The 16588-nt window shown below is 43.7% G+C and carries 16 protein-coding genes; all 16 read right to left on the bottom strand.

Annotated features, from left to right (window positions below):
• Positions 1–32: 32 nt before the first annotated feature.
• Positions 33–1190, bottom strand: coding sequence for a 1-acyl-sn-glycerol-3-phosphate acyltransferase (locus tag NQ564_RS17230; protein WP_008153181.1), 1158 nt, complete (start codon positions 1188–1190; stop codon positions 33–35).
• 96 nt (positions 1191–1286) lie between these two features.
• The gene (locus NQ564_RS17225) at positions 1287–2264 is read right to left on the bottom strand and encodes a D-alanine--D-alanine ligase (protein ID WP_008153978.1); all 978 of its coding nucleotides are present in this window, start codon (positions 2262–2264) and stop codon (positions 1287–1289) included.
• A 3-nt stretch (positions 2265–2267) separates the two neighbouring features.
• Positions 2268–3347: an RluA family pseudouridine synthase gene (locus NQ564_RS17220; RefSeq protein WP_008153184.1), complete on the bottom strand. Its 1080-nt coding sequence runs from the start codon at positions 3345–3347 to the stop codon at positions 2268–2270.
• A gap of 2 nt (positions 3348–3349) precedes the next feature.
• Positions 3350–3982 carry a PASTA domain-containing protein gene (locus NQ564_RS17215; protein ID WP_008153186.1) on the bottom strand — a complete coding sequence of 211 codons (633 nt, stop codon included), beginning with the start codon at positions 3980–3982 and terminating at the stop codon, positions 3350–3352.
• Positions 3983–4103: 121 nt separating this feature from the next.
• Positions 4104–4256, bottom strand: a complete 153-nt coding sequence (rpmH, locus tag NQ564_RS17210; protein WP_005633099.1) for a 50S ribosomal protein L34 — start codon at positions 4254–4256, stop codon at positions 4104–4106.
• Positions 4257–4393: 137 nt separating this feature from the next.
• The gene (locus NQ564_RS17205; RefSeq protein ID WP_129650292.1) at positions 4394–6208 is read right to left on the bottom strand and encodes an O-antigen ligase family protein; all 1815 of its coding nucleotides are present in this window, start codon (positions 6206–6208) and stop codon (positions 4394–4396) included.
• 13 nt (positions 6209–6221) lie between these two features.
• On the bottom strand, positions 6222–7094 hold the full coding sequence (gene lepB, locus NQ564_RS17200; RefSeq protein ID WP_008153201.1) for a signal peptidase I: 873 nt from the start codon (positions 7092–7094) through the stop codon (positions 6222–6224).
• A complete protein-coding gene (locus tag NQ564_RS17195) occupies positions 7085–9070 on the bottom strand; it encodes a hypothetical protein (protein WP_008153203.1) in 1986 nt (661 codons plus the stop codon). Before NQ564_RS17195 ends, lepB begins: the two co-directional genes overlap by 10 nt.
• A 34-nt stretch (positions 9071–9104) precedes the next feature.
• Complete coding sequence (locus tag NQ564_RS17190) at positions 9105–10349, bottom strand: 6-bladed beta-propeller (protein ID WP_157632090.1); 1245 nt, start codon at positions 10347–10349, stop codon at positions 9105–9107.
• A gap of 240 nt (positions 10350–10589) precedes the next feature.
• Positions 10590–11735, bottom strand: a complete 1146-nt coding sequence (locus NQ564_RS17185; RefSeq protein ID WP_039848377.1) for a DUF4221 family protein — start codon at positions 11733–11735, stop codon at positions 10590–10592.
• A 143-nt stretch (positions 11736–11878) separates the two neighbouring features.
• Positions 11879–12127, bottom strand: a complete 249-nt coding sequence (locus NQ564_RS17180) for an NVEALA domain-containing protein (protein ID WP_129650290.1) — start codon at positions 12125–12127, stop codon at positions 11879–11881.
• A gap of 325 nt (positions 12128–12452) precedes the next feature.
• The gene (locus NQ564_RS17175; protein WP_008153211.1) at positions 12453–13610 is read right to left on the bottom strand and encodes a 6-bladed beta-propeller; all 1158 of its coding nucleotides are present in this window, start codon (positions 13608–13610) and stop codon (positions 12453–12455) included.
• Between the two features lie 99 nt (positions 13611–13709).
• On the bottom strand, positions 13710–13946 hold the full coding sequence (locus NQ564_RS17170; protein ID WP_008153213.1) for an NVEALA domain-containing protein: 237 nt from the start codon (positions 13944–13946) through the stop codon (positions 13710–13712).
• Positions 13947–14177: 231 nt separating this feature from the next.
• Positions 14178–15041: a DUF1573 domain-containing protein gene (locus NQ564_RS17165; RefSeq protein WP_129650288.1), complete on the bottom strand. Its 864-nt coding sequence runs from the start codon at positions 15039–15041 to the stop codon at positions 14178–14180.
• A gap of 6 nt (positions 15042–15047) precedes the next feature.
• The gene (locus NQ564_RS17160; RefSeq protein WP_008153219.1) at positions 15048–16109 is read right to left on the bottom strand and encodes a BF3164 family lipoprotein; all 1062 of its coding nucleotides are present in this window, start codon (positions 16107–16109) and stop codon (positions 15048–15050) included.
• Positions 16106–16321 carry an NVEALA domain-containing protein gene (locus NQ564_RS17155; RefSeq protein WP_008153221.1) on the bottom strand — a complete coding sequence of 72 codons (216 nt, stop codon included), beginning with the start codon at positions 16319–16321 and terminating at the stop codon, positions 16106–16108. Before NQ564_RS17155 ends, NQ564_RS17160 begins: the two co-directional genes overlap by 4 nt.
• Between the last annotated feature and the right edge of the window lie 267 nt (positions 16322–16588).

Below are 16588 nucleotides of genomic sequence, written 5' to 3'. Positions count from 1 at the left end.
ACACTCCCTAATCTGTAAATACGGATGTGATTTTATTCCTGATTGGCCAGGAAATTTTTCAGTGGATTCGTATACATCTCCAAGATTTTCGTGCGCAGAAATGCCTCATCCTTATTCGGTAATACGATCTTGTCCAATTGCCCTTGCAGATAATCTTCGAACTGCTTTTTATCTTTCAGTCCGTAGTGTTCGCTGAAACGGCGTGTGCCTGTCAGCAAATCGTATGCAACATAGTTGCAAGGATAGAAACGGTAGTGTTTATAAATCTCCTTATCGATAATAGAAGCAATAGCGGCGATCAACTCGTTCTTCTCCATATTCGGGTCCAGTTTTGCCAGTTGATCGTTAATCGGGGACGTAAGGGTGAAGTGGACACGTCCCTTGTTATTCAGGATACCGGTCTCCATGCTCAATAGGTCGTCACGCTGGCTCTTCACAAAGTCCGGATCATCACGTTTCTGCTGGAATTCTTTTGCTTTTAAGAAATCGCAAGGATCGAACTCATAAGAGATCGCAACCGGGAAAATATTCAGTTCCATCAAGTTAGACAAAATATCCTTATCTCCGCTCATGTTCAGCATCTTCAGGATACTGCCCTGGGTACGGTCGTCCGAATCCTTGGCACGACCTTCACGCTGCGCGATCCAGATGGACTCTTTCGTCTCCGTAATCGTATGGCGGATATAAGTGGAAAGGACTTTACTTACTTCCAACATCTGGCGCACCGGAACATTGCGTTTCACAATAAAGCTATTGTTCAAACGGACCAACGTTTCGATCCACGGACGGATCAGCAGGTTATTACCAATAGCTACCTGCGTCATTCCATAGCCTACATCATACAGCATGATGTTCAAGAAAGAGGCATCCAGTACAATGTCGCGGTGATTAGAAATAAAGGTACAAGGTTTTTTGTCTTTCGGCAAACGGCTGCGACCGGAAATCGTCAGTGAGAAGGTAGTTTTATTTGCCACCATCATTACCGCTTCATACGCCAACTTCGCCTTGAAATCCTCCTTAGTCTTGAAGGAACGCATGGTTTCTGAAAACTCTTTCCAATCCACATCCGGCTTTATATACCGAAAGGCCCGCTCAAAATCTTCGTTGGCAATCAGCGATTCGATCGCATCTTTCACCTCGTCGTTATTCAGCGGACGGATATCGTCAAAATCATTAATAGGAACTTCCATATCTTTATAATTGACAATTGACAATGAATAATTGACAATTGGCAATCGACAATTCGTTTCTCTCATAATTGTCAATCATCAATTATTCATTGTCAATTAGTTAAACTCGTTTTCTATAATATCTGTCATTACATCTTTCATCTCCAGACCGGCTGCCCGCACCTGCTGCGGGATAAAACTGGTTGCTGTCATACCGGGAGTCGTATTGACTTCGAGCAATTTCGGCTCGCCGCCCGCCGGGATGATATAATCCACACGGATCAAACCTTTCGCCCCCAATATGTCGTAAATCCTCGAAGTCTCGCGTTGCACCTTTTCCGTCAGTTCGGCAGAAACACGGGCGGGCGTAATTTCCTGTACCTGTCCGTTATACTTGGCATCGAAATCGAAGAACTCGTTATCCGTAACGACTTCGGTGAGCGGGAATACCACCTCCTTATCAGCAGTCTTATAGCAACCACATGTCACCTCCGTCCCATCGATAAAACTTTCTATGACCACTTCCCTGCCTTCGCTGAAAGCTTTGGCGATCGCCGGCTGGATAGCCGAAGCCTCTTTCACTTTCGTCACCCCGAAGCTACTGCCACCGTCGTTCGGCTTCACAAATACCGGAAGCCCCAGACGGCTGACCACTTCTTCATCTGTCACAGTCTGTCCTTTAAACAAATGTATGGAGCAGGCGATGTCGACACCGAATCCTTTCAGATAATGATTGCAAGCAAACTTGTTGAATGTAAGTGCGCTTACAAACATTCCACAAGAGGAATACGGCATTCCGATCATATCGAAATATCCTTGCAGACGTCCGTCTTCTCCCGGAGTACCGTGGATCGTAATATAGGCAAAATCAAAATGTCTGACCTCGCCATTCTCACGGAAACTAAAATCATTCTTATCTATTGGTGTGTGTTCCCCGCCGGGAAGTTTTACCGCCCATTCATCTCTTTTTATGATGGCAATATATACATTATATTTATCTTTATCAAGAAAAGAGAAGATTCCTTCCGCACTTTTTAATGAAATAACGATTTCGGAGGAATCGCCTCCGGCAACAATAGCAATGTTCCTTTTCATCATCTATAGTTCTTTAGTAGTTGCATATACACGCCATTTATCGATCAACGCAGTCATGTCTGCAGGTATTTCGGAATCAAAAAACATTTCCTCGCCTGTAGACGGATGAACGAAGCCCAGCGTTTTGGCATGGAGCGCCTGCCGCGGACAAATGGCGAAACAGTTATCGACAAACTGTTTATATTTAGAAGAGGTTGTTCCTTTCAGGATCTCGTTTCCACCATAGCGTTCATCGTTGAACAGCGTATGCCCGATATATTTCATATGGACACGTATCTGATGCGTACGTCCGGTCTCGAGGCGGCATTTCACCAATGTGACATAGCCCAGACGCTCCAGGACGGAATAGTGGGTGACCGCCGTCTTCCCCTGATCCCCTTCCGGGAAAACCGTCATCTGCATACGGTCACGCGGATTACGGCCGATATTGCCTTCGATCCGTCCTTCGTCATCGCGTACGATGCCCCACACGAGCGCCCGATATTCGCGCTTGGTCGTTTTATGGAAAAATTGCATACTAAGGTTCGCCTTCGCTTCCGGCTTTTTGGCGACAACCAACAAGCCGGACGTATCTTTATCGATACGATGAACAAGTCCCAAAGCGGGATCATTGGGATCGTAGGTAGGATCGTCTTTCAAATACCAGGCAAGAGCATTCACCAACGTTCCGGTATAGTTTCCGTGTCCGGGATGCACGACCAACCCTGCCGGTTTATCGACCACCAGCAAATCATCATCTTCGTACACGATTTTTATAGGAATATTTTCAGGGAGAATCTCGAAAGTTCGCGGAGGCCGTGTCATCATGATTGTCACGACATCCTCCGGTTTCACCCGGTAATTGCTTTTCACAGGTTTGCCGTTCGCCATAATGCAACCGGCATCTGCTGCCGACTGTATCCGATTGCGGGTAGCACCGAACATCCGGTCGACCAGGAATTTATCCACACGCAACAACGACTGTCCGCGATCGGCAACGAAGCGGAAGTGTTCATACAGTTGAGGAGTCTTATCTTCGCCCTCTTCCGGTTGCAACAGGTCATCTACCTGCTCATCATCCATTTCGTCCAAAAACTCATCCATAGTTAAAACCAGTTTTCTTCTTCACTATCCAACGATTCGACCGGTACGCTGTCATTCGGAAGTCCGAGCGAGTCTGCCGGCATTTCTGCATCGCCACTGCTGACCTTCAAGACCAAAGGAGCGACAAGTGGGACATGTTCGCCTTTCTGCAAGACACGCCCATGCAGCTCGACACCAATAGCCAGATCTTTAAAATCTCCGGGGACATATTCGATCTCGATTTTCTCGAAACCGCGGGCACGTAGAATGGCGTAAGCCTGCCGGAACGAGAGATCTTCCACTTCCGGGATTGTCGCCATCTGCGAAGTGAGCGCATTTACGGTGACAAACACGATACGTCCTTCCTTCACCTTCGAACCGGCCATCGGGACCAATTCGACAATCGCACCGGGCTTCACGTCTTTCGAAAAGACGGAGTCGATCACGTTATAGCGTAGATTACTATTCTTGAAAAATTCAGCGGCTTCTTCCAATCCTAATCCTTTGACATCCGGCACTACCACAGCCTCGTTATGCCGAGTGTACGAGTCGAGCCACTTCAGTGTTCCGAACACCAAAGCACATGCCACGACCACAGCCAGCAACAAATTTAAGACGTACGGATTTTTTATCAGTTTAACCAAAAAGTCTTTCATTTCTATCTTGTATTTGTAGGCGGATCAAAAGTAGAAAACAAAGCCGTTAAAACAAAGAAAGTAAAGGCTTTTTAGTAAAAACCTCTACTTTCTTTATGAAAAAATCTTCTAACGGAAAGAATTATCCGTTGTATTCGTCAGAAACTGTTAATTTAGCTCTTCCTTTAGCACGACGAGAAGCTAATACTCTGCGGCCATTAGCTGTAGCCATTCTTGAACGGAAGCCATGCTTGTTCTTTCTTTTCCGGTTGGAAGGTTGAAATGTTCTTTTCATCTTTCTGTATATTATTTATTATTATCTTATTCTCATACCAATTTGGGCTGCAAAGATAGAGGCTTTTTTTTAATAAACAAAGAGTTGCAAGAAAAACTTTATTTACATCAAGGCTCTTTCAGCCACAAATACGACATTCAATCAACATCTCCTTTCTCTACCATCTTTTTTATTTCCGTTCTCATTTCTCTGACAGCGGTGCTTTCGACCTTCGGTTCTTTGGTCAGTACGGCACCGGCGGCAGCCCGGAATTTATCCTCCTGATAGAACTCTGGCTCTGCATATAGTTTGGCTAACAGATAGTAAGGATACAACCGTTCCGGAAGTATTTCGATGGCCTGAAGCAGTTCCCTTTCCGCTTCCCGGTAGTCACCGAGTGCCTGCCGGTTTTTGGCGATCATATACCGGATCATCGGATCTCCGCTCAGCCGCTTCGCCCGTTCCAAAACCTGTATCGCTTCCGTGTATTGCTCCGTTTTACTGAGGCATTGCGCCTCTTCGAACAAAAATTCCGGTTTATGCTTCAACTTGTCATGCAAGCTGTGGTAATCTTCCGCAACCGATTCATACGCCTTATTGTTATAAAGCATCTGCATCCGTCCCCACCTCCGATAAGCCTCATAGTTCCCTTTCTGCCCGACAAACAGACCTACAGCCGTCAATGCCAGCAAACCGGTCAACAACTTCTCTGCGAAAATCCGTGCCCTCTGCGTCCCCTCTTCCGTTACGCATACCGCCCCCAAAAACATCAGCGCCACCCAAAACGACGGCAACTGCAACGGATAGGACGACATTGCAAACACTACCAGTGCCAACACACCTCCGACCGCTCCATGCTGCCTGTTCCGGATTCCATAGTACATCATGCTCCCCAGCCACGACACGAATACGATCCATCCCCCGATCCCTTGTTCCAGCCCGATCTGCAAATATTCATTGAATGCATATTCGGGGCATCCGGCTACCCGTTTCTCTTTATCGGTCGCCTCCTCCGTCCCGAAATATTGCCCCTGCATTTCAGCATACGCCTCCGGAAACCCTCCCAGACCTGTTCCCGTAACCGGATGTCCGGCTATCGCTTTTCCCGTCACTTTCCACATCAACAACCGTCCGTCCGCCGAATCCCGTTTCAGACCGTATAGCCCGGCAAAAGCACAACCGGCCAATAGGATTACAATTGCGAAGAATGGAACCGCTACATTCTTATACCTACTATATATGGCTTTCGTCTTTTCCCATCCGATCCGTTCCGCCCAATACACCCACCCGCAAGCCACAACCGCCGCCACCCAGGCCGACCGGCTCATCCCGGCAGGCAAGACAACCAGGATGGCCCCTACGCATACCCAGCCGAAATAGTGCATCCCCTTTTGAAACCGCATCGCTGTCCACAGGCAAACCGGCAGCACGACCGCCAGATACCCGGAATAGGGACCCGGATTAAAGAAAGAACCCGTCAGCCGGAAAAGAGAATGATGGGAATAGACATGGCCATGCAATTGCTGCATTCCCCAAACGGCTTCGACCAGTCCGGTGAGCATCAGCATGAACAAAAAAAAGAACTTCAGGCAAGGAGCCTCCGTAAGAAAATGGCGCAACAGGAACCATAAGACGATCAACTGCCCTCCGAAAAGCAGTTTTTCGGGTTCGGGACCGAGCTGCCAGTCATACGTCACGAGTGTGACCCCGGCAAAGAGGAGCAACAGCCCGTCCGGCAGTGAGAATGAAATCCCCTTTTTCCTGCCGAACCCTATTGTTACGATCGTACCGATTGCCATCAGGGCCATCGAGAGATGAAACCAGAACACTTTTCCCATCACGATGCCATTCGCCAATGCGCTGTCGCCGACGAGCGGCGTGGCGGTCAGCATCGCCCCGAAAACGGATGCCAGTGCAATTCGGATTCCATGCCTATGCAGTTTGAGTTCCATGCCAGTGTATTTTATTTTCATGCTTATCCGTTTTTCACTCGATTTTCTTCATGAACCGTTCCCATCGGAACTGTCCGGTGTAAGGATCGACCGATTTCCAGATGAAGGCTGCTTTCCCGACAATATATTCTTCCGGTAACAATCCCCAATACCGGGAATCCTGTGAATTTTTTCCTTTGTCGCCGGCCATGAAGTAATAGTTTTTTTGGAAACGGTATTCCTGTATCGGTTTGCCATTCAGACAGACCGTTGAATCCCTATACTCTATTTCTGTTTTTTGCTCCCATGCGATCAACTTGCGGTATAAAGCATAGCCGGTGCGGTCCATTTTGATCCGATCGCCGGCTTTAGGAATATAAAGCGGTCCGAAATCCCGGATATTCCAGCCGACAGCGGAGTCGAACGGGAATGCCTTGTAAATGCCATCGGCGAATTCTTCCGGTGGCGTTTGCCCGATCCGCTCCTGTGAGTCGAGGTTTCCGAGCGGTTCACTCACGCCGTTTATCCGGAACCTTCCGTCCCGGATGGAAAGCGTGTCGCCCGGCAAGCCGATGCACCGTTTGATGTAATATTTCAGGATGTGCATCTCGATCTTGTCCCAGCCGTTCGGGTGCGAAAAGTTGAAGACCAGCACATCGCCCCGCCTTACTCTCCGAAATCCCGGTACGCGGTGTATTGCGGTCTGTTCCAGCCGCAGTGTCGCATTGAGGTTAAACAGTCGTGCGCCGAGCGTCGGTTTCCAGACCGCCACAAAGTCCCCTTCGACCAGTTCAGGCTCCATCGAGTCGCTGGGGATGCGGAAGGAGGCGAGGAGGAAGACTTGGGAGAAAACCCACATACAACCAATAACAGTAATGGCTATAATACCATTTAATATATAGTCAATGATCTTCTTCGCTAAAACCATCTGATTTCTCCATTTTTATACATGAAAATACGATCTTTGTACCCCTTAATTCTTGTCCTGTACAATGTGCCTTCAGGTACGCCGTCAAACTTCAGATGAAGCGAACCGTTATTTTCCCGTGTGTCGAAAGCAACCCAACGGTTATCCCAATAACAAAGCTCGATATCTTGTTCCGGAGGGAAATAAGGCGGTGTATAAGGAGCCAAGAAACATTTGCCGATATCCCGCTCTTTTCCCAAATCGAACAAAATCGACTCTCCTTTTTTCAGTTTCCCTTTCCACCCCGTAGCCGAAAACCCGTCGATAAGGGCATCAGGCGTTTCTCCCTCGACAAGCGTTTCTCCTTCGACTGCTATCCGTATATCTCGGATCGGCAATTCGAATCCTTTCTCATAAAACGAGATTTCACATAAAGCGATCGTATCTCTTGCCGGAATTAAACGGACATATCTGTATTTTTTTGCATTCGGAAAATGCCATTCGTTTTCCCATACGTCCAAACTGTCCGTGATGCAATACAGCGTATCTGCCGTTTCGAATTCCGGATCGTTACTTGCCACCAAAATGCTTCCGGAAATATCCCGTTTGATTTTCAATACATCTTTCACATCGAAGAAAGAGGTGTAAGTGTGTATATTGATCTCCGTCCTCTTCCCATTGCATCCGATCGCCTCGCACTCCCCTTTGCGGTTCAACAAAAAAGCCGGAGCGGCAGGAAGAAGTTTGCCATTCTCATAAAACATCGGCGCATACACGATATCCCGTCCCATTTTTTTGAATGTGACGCTTCCGTCCCTCTCGATTTTCCCCCATTGTACGGGAATCCAATCCGGTATGCCGAATACGCACAGATAGCAATAACGAGCGTCTTCCGGTTTTTCTTCTGTGATTTCAATATGTACATCCGTTGTCCTGAAATATTGGTCGGAAACATCCCGGAGGAATGGAGTCCGGAACAAAGCGGGCACATCGTTGCCATCCGCCTTTCGATCCTCCAACGGTCCGTCTGAATTCCATTCAAAAGACAGGCGGAACACTTTAGGCAGGCGGCTTTTGCCCCACAACAGATCGAAACACTCATTATTATAGATCCGTTTATATTTCCACCGGTCTTCGTCCCAAAACGGTTCAAACGGGTAGGTCTCGCCGTCAATGACCAGACTGTTCCAAGTATGTCCGCCGGAACGGTTCCCCCAAGACGGAACCATATCGATGGACGAAGCCATTCCTAACGAAGAAAGCAACAGGCAGTTGAACCAGGCCCTGTCACTGCAAAGTCCTCGTTTGATTTGTTCAAAAGTTGCGACATCATAAACCGGCATGGAAGCAGCAGCCCAATTGCTGTGCATCACTTCTTTATATAACAGATTCAGGGAATCCGTCACATCCCGGAAATCTTTTTTTCTATCGCCGAACCAACCGGCATGCCGTTTATAAAAAACATCCCGGCAATTATCCATGCAAATCCGTTCCATAAAGCGATAAGGCAAGATATAGCGACAAAAATCGTCCAATGCCATATCGCGGGTATAGGCATTTTCTTTCCACGCCTTGAATGAACGGTCGATCTCGTTGATCAGCCATTCGGCTCTGACTGTCCGGATATCTTGCTGCATACGTGGAAAAAAAATCTCGCCCTTGTGCATCTTCCACCATTCATCGATTTCTTTTTCCCAAACGGAGGTCCGTTCCCAGTTATGCTTTTCAGAAATGGCTGCATGTTGCAGATAAAACGGTTGCAACTTTTTTATATCGGCAGTAGTCACCCCCGAATGCCCCGGCATATTCTCAACGAGAAAACGGGCAGCTTTTGATTTCTCGGGATCATCGGCATAATGAGCCAAAATTTTTTCCAATTCGGAACGATTGTCACCTGCTAAAGACAGCGCTTCTTTTAAGCGCCTGTTTTCCTCGAAGTGACAAGACGCGGCAAAGAGCCAGAGAAATAAAATGCAAGGAGTAATTGTTATTTTCATACAATTCATATTTCGTTAATTGAAATATTTTCGTTCACTCTTTATTTTCAAGGGTTATATTTATAATTTGCAAAACAGGATTGTCATATTCCGAATTGAAGGCGGTGGCAATGCCTACAGCCCGATCCCCTTTGATATAAACCGGCCAAAAAGGAGGACCGTTATCTATGTCATTTTCAATACCGACAGGATATTTCCCCTTGAACACGGTAAAAAATACGTTTTTATCTGAATTATAAAGAAGTTGGTAATTGTTCATCTTAAAAAAGAAATTTATAAATATCAGGTTCTGACATTTGTAGAAACGGGGTTCAAAAATATAAGAACTGTTCAGGTTCTCGTTATAAGATTCCACATTACTTCCGATCTCATATGGCAATTTATATTTACCTTGCTGAAATTCCACGTATTTATATTGATTCCCGATCGGAGTCAATGCGTATGTGATATCACTGAAAGGTAACCTGCATAGAAAATGGCTCTGGAAAGTAAATGTCGCCATTTTAAATATATCTATTTTTGTGTTACTGATATTCTCTTCTTGTTGAAATAAAATGCTGTCTCTTTCTTCTCCCTTATCATTAAAGATAATAAGTTTGTCTCTTTCATTGCCCAAATATTCAGGAGCATAGGCTATAAACTGAGAATCATAATACTTGGCGATATTCAATATGTTATCCGGCAATTTTATCCGTCTCGAAAAACGGCCGTCCACAGTATAGACCATAATAAAATGCCTTTGCAAATCAAATAAATACACTTCTCCCTTCCGGCCATCCACATCAAAATCCGCTATATTTATATATTCTTCCGGGCCTTCTCCCCGTTTCCCGATCAGAGTGATAAAATCACCATTACGATTGAAGCAAAACAACTTTTGTTGCGTATCCAGACAAAAAATGAAATCATCGGTTGTTCTTACTTCTTGTATTTCCGCTATCGGCAAATTATAATTTGTTTTTAAAGGAATGTAGGTCACGCTGTCCGTAATATCGCTCAATTTTATTTGCCTACCGCAATCTCCATGTTTTATATATGATTCCAAATCTATTTTAAACACAGCTTCTTTTTCAAATTGCTTTTTCAGATCTTCCATAGCCATACCATTTTGGGGTGACATATAATTTACATCCGTAACCTTATTTTGGCTGATGTTATAAATGGCCGGATATATGTCATTCGGATTATTCCCGTTTTTATCGAACGTGCCATCCACATCTAATAAAACGTTAGGGGCATTTACGATATTATCTCCCAATTTATGTTTAAGCAATTTCACCGATTCTATTTTTGTAAAAATATATAAGACGTTTGCTCTTTGATAGTTCTCTACAACAAAATATTCCGCCCCAGAGATACACCCGTCGCATCCTGCTCCGGGAATAACAATGCAATAATCATACCTTTTTTCATGCGAGGATAACCATTTTTCTATTTCCGGAATCCGAAAATCTTTTGGAGAAAAGGTGCAAGATAAAGAGAAAAAGAACAGTATGGATAAAAAGAAGTGTTTCATCATCTACAAATTAACGGTGAATAATGAATAAGTAGCAATATCTTCGTTTTTGTCTTTGTCCAGGATATATAAACCTTCTGGTGAAACAAAATGATAGATAGTATTGTATTTATCACCAATGGCCTTCTCGCCGAGCTTTTTAAAAGAGCGGTCAAAAATCATGACAGACCATTTCTTTTGGTACTGGAGCAATGGATTTTTATCCAGTTCCCAGTCATTTAATCCAATACCGACAAACCGGTAATATAGTCTTTTCCAAGGATCATAACAAAGAGGGCCGTAGTGGGGATACTGCGCAAAGTGATAATAAGAATCAGAATCTGAAAAATAGTCTCTTCCTTTTTTAGTCAAAGGCAGAGGTATTGTATCTGCATAAATGCTTTTTATTGACACAGACTCTGTTGTTCGCTCTTTTACCGAATAGATATGTATGTCCGGAGACGCACTGTAGCCAATTAATATTTTGTTTTCTTCCGTATTCCCGCATATGAAAGGAACCCAATAATTCAGACTTCCCATATTGTTTTGTGCATACAACTCCGGATATCCTCCGATAAATTCCCATTTATCTTTTTGGAAATCGACTTCCAATACAGGAAGACGATCTTTCCCTTTGTCCATCAATTCCGGATATTCTCCTAATCTATAACAGGAAAAATACCACTTTCCATTCATAAAAATAGCCCCTTCCGGAAAACAGCGCGGATACTGTTCGATATGATGTTCCTCCACAACAACCGGAACATTCATAGATGATCGGTTTTCTGGACAATAAAAGGAGACGATCGAGGGGTCGGCATCTATTGTCGAAACGATCGTGTCACTGTTATAGGCAAACAATTCACCTCCTGGCAATAACCGGCTGACATCTTTTTCCCCCACCTTTTTACCGGTGGTATAATCATAAACAGCAATTGTACGCATCCTGTCATTGCATTGAACAACATAGGATTTGCCATCCTGTTCATAATAACGGATCGTTCCGGATGTAGGATAGTCTGTCTCTCCCATGTATAACTGCTTTTGCCCGGATACATTCATTATTTGCGGATCGTCTTTTATTTCCGAACTCTCATTCCGGACATTCCGGCATCCGATCAGTATAAGCAGACTAAAGAGGAAAATGCTTGCTTGTAATTTTATTGCCATATGAACAGGTTTATGTAATATAAATAATAAAGTATCTTCGTTTCTCTTTATTATAACTGTAACTATCTTTATAACAAGAACAAATATAGTCTTTGCCATTGTATTAAACATTTATGGCAAAGACTTTCAATACCTATTTGATTTTAATTATTAACTTCTGTCACACAATTCCAAATCCAATAAGAGTCACATTTATATCTTCCGTTGGAAAGAAAACAGTATCGGGTATTCTGAGTTCCATTTACACATCCAACTTCTTTGTCTGCTAATGCTTCTACATCAGCTAATGTCAAATCCGAAAGTTTGACATCGTTTCTGTTCTGCTGGTAATTCCAGCCAGCCGCTACGGCGATTGCAGCAAAAGCGATAACGCCGATAATTTTCTTTCCCATTTTCGTTTTATTTTTAGGGATTTATAGACTTATAATTAGTTTTGAATCTTTTGTCCGGTTTCATTTCCCGAGACGGGTGATTTCTAACCCTTTTGTTGTTATTTCTAAATTTACTACTTTTGTGCTCACCTCCTTCTTTATTAGTTATTGAATGAGGAAAAGTCCGGGAGTTTCTGCTGAAGTTTGTGAGGCTATAGGCAGGAACTCCTTTCTTTTTTTATTCATCAATTCCGACAAAATTCATTTTTAAAGCTTTTAGATCGTTTTAAACAGCAGAACAGTCAATCAGTGCATTTATGACAAAAATAACTTTTGCAAGTTGGCTCTATTGTTTGAAATCGAAGATCAAAAGCAATGGATTATCATCTTCCCGAGTTGTATTGATTAGACTTTCAAATGGCTCAGACGGTGTGTGTGTATTCCGCCATTCAACTACAGAATAAGCTTCCAGCGGGACAATGATAGAACCGCTCTTATTTGCATGATAAATAAACTGGGATATAGGGATCGTCAAACCCTTGAAACAAACGTCATCTTTAATTGTACCGAAAGTATTCGATAATTTATTTTTATGATCGAATAAGGTTAATTTTTTATTTTTCTGATAAAAACTGCCGAACATCGTGAATCGTTCACTTCTTATAAAACTATAAACGCCATAGGCATAAGATCTCTTATGCAAATTGTCGAAAAAATCTTTAACGTTTTCATATTTCTTATCACTGAAAAAAGATGTAGGTATATTTTTCCCTTTAAAATCGATGTAGAGAAGCGGGTCCATACTTCCGCCGTCAACAGACTTGTAAATAGTATCATTGATCGGTTGAAAAAAATAAACAGAGTCATGATCTTGATAAAAATTGTGATGAGCGAATATGAACAAGTATCCTGTTTGGTCTTTATTTACTTCCAAAAATACGGAATCCTCTTTCCAATTTCTAATCCGATGCAATTTGTGACCTGTATCAAATCCGTTATATAAAAAAAACGTATTATTCACTATCGGTGAAATAGCTTGTGCATAGTATTCGAGATGAAATGTTGAAATATTATTTCCTAAATGATCATACGTTATTGTTTTTTGTTGATTCCTATCCAATATTATAATATCTTCACCGTCTATCACAAAATCTGAAATCCCAGAATATTCATCTGGAGCTTCACCTCTTTTCTCAAAGCAAGAGATTAATTCCCCTTCTTCGGAGAAAATAAAAAGAGTCAGTCCATCAGAAATATAAATTTTATTATTTTCACACTTTATACTTTTTATCTCTCCCATAAGAGTATCTGTCGGAAGCTTGAGCATTCGAAAATTCTCAAAGTATTCTGACAATTTTAACTCTGTATCTGAAGCTACGTCCACTTCTATGCCAGGAACAGATGCAAACCTCTGTTCCTTAGGAAGGCAACCGAATGCGATAAAGACCCAGCAAGCAAAAAGCCAGACTCTCTGTTTATCATGAAAAAAAATATACTTTCCCATTTGAAATAATTTGATGATTAGAAGTATTCAAAAAGATATGTCAAAATTTATCTTATAAGATATTTCTTACAAATTGAATTTTGACATATCTCCTACCTTCTAACAGGCCGGTGATTGAGTACAGTTATTACCGTCTAAAGGAGTACAACAATATTCTCCATTCGCCTTTTGCGCCAATGCCTTATTGTTCTTTCCACCTTCATTTCTTGCTAACGCCTCGATGTTTTCCAACGCCAAGTCAGAGAGTTCAACATCCTGTTTATTCTGCTGATAATTCCAGCCTGCCGCTACGGCGATTGCAGCAAAAGCGATAACGCCGATGATTTTCTTTCCCATTTTCGTATTATTTTGATGGGGTTTATAGACTTATAATTAGTTTTGAATCTTTTGTCCAGTTTCATTTCCCGGAATGGGTGATTCCCAACCCTTTTGCTGTTGTTCCTAAATTTACTACTTTTGTGCTCACCTCCTTCTTTATTAGTTATTGAATGAGGAAAAGTCCGGGAGTTTCTGCTAACGTTTGTGAGGCGGTAGGCAGGAACTCCTTTCTTTTTCCTGTTAATTGTTCTATTTAACTGTCCCGATAAAACTCACCATCAGCGAGTTATTGGGAATATTTCCATATATCTCTACCGTTCGATAAAAATCTCCCGGCTGTTCCGCTTCGTAACTGACCGTAACTGTTCCGCTCTCTCCCGGTTGCAGTTCTTTCCAGTCGCAGGTTGCTTCGGTGCAATCGCAAGAGGTGGTAAAACCTTTCAACTTGAAGACGCTTGTTCCGGTATTTCGGACTGTGACCGCTTGCTTCTTGGTTGTTCCCTCTTTGACCGTTCCCAAATCGTATTCCGCTTGTTCCGTTTCGAGGGTTGTTTTGGGCAATGCTTCTTGATATTGTATGCCGGTTATCTGTTTCAGATACAAATCCCTGACTGCCAAGTTGTGCACCGGGTTGCCGATTACTTTCACCTTGTTGTCCTTGTCAAGCAGGAAGGTCTGGAAGGTGATATCTTGCGGAAATTGGTTCAGCTCGTCGAACCGATTGTTCCGGTCGATACAGACCGGGCGGTCGAAGTTGTCACGTTTCAGGATGTACCGCAACTCACGGTCGTCTTTCGACTGGAAGACGAAGATGAACGGAATGTTGCCGTTTGTTGCCGAATCGACATGGGCGATCAACTCTTGCCATTTCGGCAATTGCAGTTTGCAACTGGTACACCCGACCGAATCGACGTAAACCAATACTTTATATTCCGCATCGGGTATCCGATAGTCCACCGACTCGGTGACGAAACGGGTGAACGCCATATCCTGTGGAAACACGATCTCTTTCCCCTGCCATTCCTGAACCAGACGGGCAAATTGCTCTTTCTTCCCTTCCTTACAGGAACTGAACAGAACTAAAGCAACCCATATTATCCACTTATAATTCATGCCATTTTACAAATTCAATGTAACAATCGGTTTATCCATATCTGTTGTCGTGCACGTGACGATCCCGTCTTTTTCATTGATGGACAGCCCGAACACCGAACGGTTCAGATGGAAACTCCGGACCGGATTGCCCTGCAAGTCGAAAACATATAGGTATCGACCTCCTTCAAGTCCTTTCTCGCCGGTTTCGTATTGCCGGTATTTTTCCTTGAAAGCAATACCGTCGAACGTGACATATATATGCTTATCCGTGACTTGCACATCGTTATATCCCTTGATGCCTTTCGGAAATGCCTCATTGCCTTGCGAAGAGAAAACCGGTTCTCCGCCGGGACCGTAGAGGACAGTATGAAACCCGGTTTTCAGATTGTGGATTTCAAGCACTTCGCCCAATTGGGTCGCGATGGCCAGCATCCCTCCTTGCGGATCATAATCCATGAAACTGCGCCAAGCTTGCGCCAACGCCATCGGATTCTCCCGTTTTCCCTCATCTTCGGTCGGGACCGCCCCCATACTGCGGATAATCCGCCCGTCTATCCCGATTTCATGGAAACGGTGTTCACCGGTGTAATCGTCAACCAGAAAACCGTTGGCAGTCTTACAGAAATCAAGAGTGCGCAGCAACCGTTTATCTAAAGAAACGGTTTCGGCACGTGAGACTTGCCGGTTCGCCACATCGACTGACCAGCGCGTGATTTGCATCCGATTGGCATCCAACACCCAGACCGAATCCGGCGCACACAACCGCACCCGATCTGCGGATAGCAACTCTTCCGGCCCTTCCCCACGTTTCCCGAAAGGCGCGACAGGCTGCCAATCAGGATAGGTAAAAGCATACAGATAATGACTATCGTTGTGCAAATCCAACAAAACGGCCAGCCCGTTTCCGATCTCCACCCGATAAGGATAACGGAAATAAACGGAATCCAAGGCGGTCTCACCGACTGTCACCTCGTCTGTTTCCGGAAAAACCCCATAACGCGAATAACCGGAAGGACTGGAAGGGGAGCAGGAGGCTACGACTAATAAAATTCCTATATAAAATATGTCTAATAGGATGTTTTTCATCGAAATCCTTCAAAACGTTTCTTCACCTTTATTCCTTTGCAATCAATATCACCTTCTCCAAAGCAGTAAAGATTTGTGTTCTCACCTTGTGCTAATGCCTCAATATTGTCCAAAGCCAAGTCCGTCAAGTTTTCTTTTTCGGTTTGGGCACAAAAATATATTCCCGTAAGGCAGACGATGCCGGTTAAAAATTTTAATAATGTTCGTTTCATTGTTTTATCTAAAATAGAAGTTTATATTTGTAGACCTTTTTTCAGGATCATAGCTTCTTGGAGGTAACCTTGCAAAGATATGGTTATTTAAGAAAAACGGGCTGTTTTTTGGTTGAACAAAGGTTGAAAAATCATAAATAGCAGAAAATCAATTATCAAACAGGGCGAACGTCTACCTTTTTTCAACTTATATCAATAAAAAAAACATGAATAATCCCAGCAAAAACTCAGCAAATAGCTTCGACAAGCACTTCTCTTTTCTATTAT

Source organism: Parabacteroides johnsonii DSM 18315, from assembly GCF_025151045.1.
Lineage (GTDB): Bacteria > Bacteroidota > Bacteroidia > Bacteroidales > Tannerellaceae > Parabacteroides > Parabacteroides johnsonii.
Note: the sequence above shows the minus strand (reverse complement) of the source record. Positions and strands in the feature narration are given on the sequence as shown.

What these genes read in the sequence shown, in the direction of transcription:
- NQ564_RS17160 (WP_008153219.1), bottom strand. Translation starts at nt 16,109, where the DNA reads ATGAAAAACATCCTATTAGACATATTTTATATAGGAATTTTATTAGTC.
- NQ564_RS17155 (WP_008153221.1), bottom strand. Translation starts at nt 16,321, where the DNA reads ATGAAACGAACATTATTAAAATTTTTAACCGGCATCGTCTGCCTTACG.
- NQ564_RS17180 (WP_129650290.1), bottom strand. Translation starts at nt 12,127, where the DNA reads ATGGGAAAGAAAATTATCGGCGTTATCGCTTTTGCTGCAATCGCCGTA.
- NQ564_RS17215 (WP_008153186.1), bottom strand. Translation starts at nt 3,982, where the DNA reads ATGAAAGACTTTTTGGTTAAACTGATAAAAAATCCGTACGTCTTAAAT.
- NQ564_RS17225 (WP_008153978.1), bottom strand. Translation starts at nt 2,264, where the DNA reads ATGAAAAGGAACATTGCTATTGTTGCCGGAGGCGATTCCTCCGAAATC.
- NQ564_RS17205 (WP_129650292.1), bottom strand. Translation starts at nt 6,208, where the DNA reads ATGAAAATAAAATACACTGGCATGGAACTCAAACTGCATAGGCATGGA.
- NQ564_RS17185 (WP_039848377.1), bottom strand. Translation starts at nt 11,735, where the DNA reads ATGGCAATAAAATTACAAGCAAGCATTTTCCTCTTTAGTCTGCTTATA.
- NQ564_RS17175 (WP_008153211.1), bottom strand. Translation starts at nt 13,610, where the DNA reads ATGGGAAAGTATATTTTTTTTCATGATAAACAGAGAGTCTGGCTTTTT.
- NQ564_RS17230 (WP_008153181.1), bottom strand. Translation starts at nt 1,190, where the DNA reads ATGGAAGTTCCTATTAATGATTTTGACGATATCCGTCCGCTGAATAAC.
- lepB (WP_008153201.1), bottom strand. Translation starts at nt 7,094, where the DNA reads ATGGTTTTAGCGAAGAAGATCATTGACTATATATTAAATGGTATTATA.
- NQ564_RS17165 (WP_129650288.1), bottom strand. Translation starts at nt 15,041, where the DNA reads ATGAATTATAAGTGGATAATATGGGTTGCTTTAGTTCTGTTCAGTTCC.
- NQ564_RS17195 (WP_008153203.1), bottom strand. Translation starts at nt 9,070, where the DNA reads ATGAAAATAACAATTACTCCTTGCATTTTATTTCTCTGGCTCTTTGCC.
- rpmH (WP_005633099.1), bottom strand. Translation starts at nt 4,256, where the DNA reads ATGAAAAGAACATTTCAACCTTCCAACCGGAAAAGAAAGAACAAGCAT.
- NQ564_RS17220 (WP_008153184.1), bottom strand. Translation starts at nt 3,347, where the DNA reads ATGGATGAGTTTTTGGACGAAATGGATGATGAGCAGGTAGATGACCTG.
- NQ564_RS17170 (WP_008153213.1), bottom strand. Translation starts at nt 13,946, where the DNA reads ATGGGAAAGAAAATCATCGGCGTTATCGCTTTTGCTGCAATCGCCGTA.